Annotated in this window: 3 protein-coding genes; all 3 read right to left on the bottom strand. The window is 38.0% G+C overall.

The window, feature by feature from the left end:
- Positions 1 to 409: 409 nt before the first annotated feature.
- Positions 410 to 1,954 carry a hypothetical protein gene (locus tag JCM17102_RS28675; protein ID WP_275564452.1) on the bottom strand — a complete coding sequence of 515 codons (1,545 nt, stop codon included), beginning with the start codon at positions 1,952 to 1,954 and terminating at the stop codon, positions 410 to 412.
- Between the two features lie 142 nt (positions 1,955 to 2,096).
- A complete protein-coding gene (locus JCM17102_RS20665; RefSeq protein ID WP_025076531.1) occupies positions 2,097 to 2,528 on the bottom strand; it encodes a hypothetical protein in 432 nt (143 codons plus the stop codon).
- Positions 2,529 to 2,596: 68 nt separating this feature from the next.
- Positions 2,597 to 3,163, bottom strand: a complete 567-nt coding sequence (locus JCM17102_RS20660) for a hypothetical protein (RefSeq protein WP_025076530.1) — start codon at positions 3,161 to 3,163, stop codon at positions 2,597 to 2,599.
- Positions 3,164 to 3,535 lie beyond the last annotated feature (372 nt).

The following is a 3,535-nucleotide window of genomic DNA, read 5'->3' as shown; positions in this document are numbered from 1 at the left end:
GGCTGAATGGGGAGGGGATTCTTATATGAAGTACCTTATATGTCTGTTTTCTTGACTTTTAGCTAAACTGTATATAGGTGATTCTTTAGTCAGATAGTCTTTTTAATGTCATTAGCTGTATGTGGCATATTATAAAGTAGGTGCTATATAACTCTTCCTAACGTGGAAATATTCAGAAAATCGGAATCGGAGAAAATGTGCGGCTGTGGTTCTGCGCCAAAATAAAAGCCGCAAGAATTTCCTGCGACTGTGTATTATTAGTTAGTAAGAAAATTACTCTGTTTCATTAGTTATTAAGGTAGTTACCAACATTTCTTTCAATTTCTGTATCGGGTATAGAAAGACAAGATTTTCAAGTTTTGTTGGTAATAGTCAGACTATCTCACTAATTAATTGATAACCTCTCTTTTTACCAACAGCAAGGGATAGCTTGGTAATAGAGACTGATAAGTTTAGGTTCTATATTTTCTTCGGGGTGAATATTCAACATCTCGAATATTCTCGTTAATTCATTAACTATTTTCTCATTGGAATATCTATTACCAACCTTGAATATATTCTTAATCAGTTTGATAACCTTATTTCCTTTACGCTGTGTGAGAATCATTTCCTCTCTGATTTTCCTATCAATATAATTAAGTTCCTCTATCCTCTCTTTGCCCAAAGTTTCAAACGCTTCCACAATGAACGGGTCAATCTTCCGCATATCATTAATGAAATCTAAGGCGTATTCCGAGTAGGGAGTTTCCATTTCACTAAGAAGTTGTACCATTTTTCTGTGTTTGTCCTTTACCGAGCGTGCAGCCTTGGCAATCTTTAATTTCTCGTCATTCTCATTATATTCGTCATTCTCAAATGTGGGATTGAAGAAATGGCAGTCATTGTACCAATTCATTATTTCTTGTCTTGATTGGTATCTGTTGTTCACCAATACGGAATTAATCTCATTGTCTATGGCAAACCAGTTCTTTGTAAAGTCGGAATATAGGAATTTACGGAATGGCATGGTTTCAAGAACTGCACCGAAAGCGAATCTGCTTTCTCTGTTATCCGCACTATTGTATAAAGTCTGTATTGTGTTATAGGCAAATTCATGTGCTGAAATTTCCCATTCTATCTGTTCTCTGCCTTTGGTTATTATTTGGGGATTCACCCTATAGATATGTGTTGCCGATTTTATGCCATTACGGAATCTTCCGCAAATCTGTATGCAGTCCGTATCTATGTCAAGTATGGTATATTCGGAAATATAAGGGTCTGTGACCATTACCAAATCGGGCTGATAAGGCAAGTCCAAGTCGAATGCCGTAAAGAATCTGCCAGTGAAGAAGTTGTATTTCTTCATGGTGTCTGCGCTCCAGTCATTATAAGCATTATCAAATGAGTATTCATTTTTCAGTTTCAAACGGCTTTTTGGCGCACAGTAAACGGTAGAATCCTCCAATATGTCAAACTGTTTCATTATGGAGTGAATCATTGCCACAGAATTGACGAAAAAACAGACAGTTCCCTCCTTGTGCTTTTCTAAATATTCACTTATTGCCTTGTTGGTATTATAAGTATGTGTAGCCGTAATTTCTTGTCTGTAGTCATAATCGGCACTTACTTCCACTGTTTCAAACTCTTTAAATCTTGGGTCACTGAATCCGATAGGAGTGGCGGAAACAAGTGCCTTGCCTTTGAAGCGGAAAAAGTCATTCATGGGCAGCACTATGTCTGTTCTGTAATCCACATCCTTGATTAATTGGTGGCATTCATCCATCAACAGGAAGAAATGATTATAAATGTCAATACCATTGCAGGCTGTTTTCACCTTACCGAAACTTTCGGGAGTAGTCATTATCTTATGTAGTCTGTTATTAGTCAGATAATTGCGAATCTTATCTGTTGTAACATCTTCATAAACGCCTAACAGATTGCTGTATTTGCCGCACTTGCTTTTGATAACGGGCACATTGGAACTACGATAATGGAATTTCTTTGGGTTTCAAGTTCCAAAGTGGTAGCACCACAACCGGGTATTCTTTTGGAAAGTATGCAGTTTGACGGAATCTCACTCATTACGTCAGACAGGTATTGACCTTTATGTAGGGTAATCATAATCCTTTACTGTTTAGATAATCTATAAATTCATCGCTTCTCCTTATGCTGAAAAAGAGTTTTCCGAAACGGAACAGCCCCCTGAGTTTTATATAGGCTTCGGTTTCCCGTAGAAAAGGGATTCTTGCGATATTGTATTTCTGTTCTATCAGTCCTTTTACCACATCCTCTTGGAACTCGCTGCATAGCTTGGATAGTCTGGACGGGAATACTCCAAAATCCTCATAATCTCCCGTTTGCAGATAGTTAAGAATCCACTGCCAGCCTTGTGCGTTGAGTTGGTATCTTATACCCGTTACTCCTTGACTGCTTATCCATGCTTCACCGTTCACTTGGATATAAAGCTGCTTGTGCTGCTTCATCAGTAGCTTCACTTGTCTGTGTGCTGCTTCATTGTTATATGTTTGGGTAAACTGTATCTGTTTCATTTTCTCTGTTCCGATTAAAAAGAAAGCCGAGAGAGGTTGTTCCCTCGACTTTCTTCAAAGCTGACTGTTTAGGCTACTTCATTCTGTTCGGGAACTTGTTGTTTGGCTCTCCTTATTGATTCAGGCTTGCAGGCTTCACTGATAAGGTTGTTCACTTCAAGCGTTGCTTTCATACAGAACTTTACATTTCCTTTAGGGGTGGGAGAAAATCTCACGCAACGGTAACGCTCTCCATAATTGTTATACCAATCCTTTTCAACATACCCATATATGGGAGAATTTATATGCTGTTTGAACAGTTCCATTACCAAGTTTTCGCCGTCTTTGGCAGTATCTACCTCATGTTCTTCCGCTTTGTAATCATCCAAAAGCTTCGTAATTTTTGCCATACAGAAATTTATTGCAGTAATAAGGTCTGAATCTCCTGCACCCTCAAGATGTTGTTTCATACCAGTATCGTAAGCGAATGTAACAGAAATAATCAGTTCACCTTTGGAAGACTGTTTGAAACGCATATCTGTTTTGATGGGAGACATGGAGAATGCTTCTTTCAGTTCCTGCACGAATGCTGCACTTACTTTGGCATTCTCTACTACGTTCTCTACTTCATTAATTGCAAAATTAATAGTTTTCATAGAATTTAATTTTAATTTATTAATACATTAATTATTAATTCATTAGGCGGCTACTGGAGCTATGCGCACTTGCTTGTTCGCCCCCCTTTCTATTAGCAAAATTAGGGTGAAAACACGCACTAACAAAGTAATCTACCGAATGCCCATGTGTGTAGAAAACGTGCCCATTCCAGTACGCAAAAAAAATGCGTACCGAAAAGAATAAGCCTTTCAGTACGCATTTCTGCTATTGTTTTTATGTATGTCGTTTATGAAACTACCATGTAGTTATTAGCTATAACAGACGGAAATTTCTCGTTCTTGTATCTCCTAAGGAGATTGGATAACATTCTGTTCTTGTTGCCCTCCGAATCGTATTCTTCATTATATCTC

The sequence above is a fragment of the Bacteroides faecichinchillae JCM 17102 genome (genome assembly GCF_000614145.1).
GTDB classification, from domain to species: domain Bacteria; phylum Bacteroidota; class Bacteroidia; order Bacteroidales; family Bacteroidaceae; genus Bacteroides; species Bacteroides faecichinchillae.
This window is presented reverse-complemented; position numbering and strand designations above follow the sequence as displayed.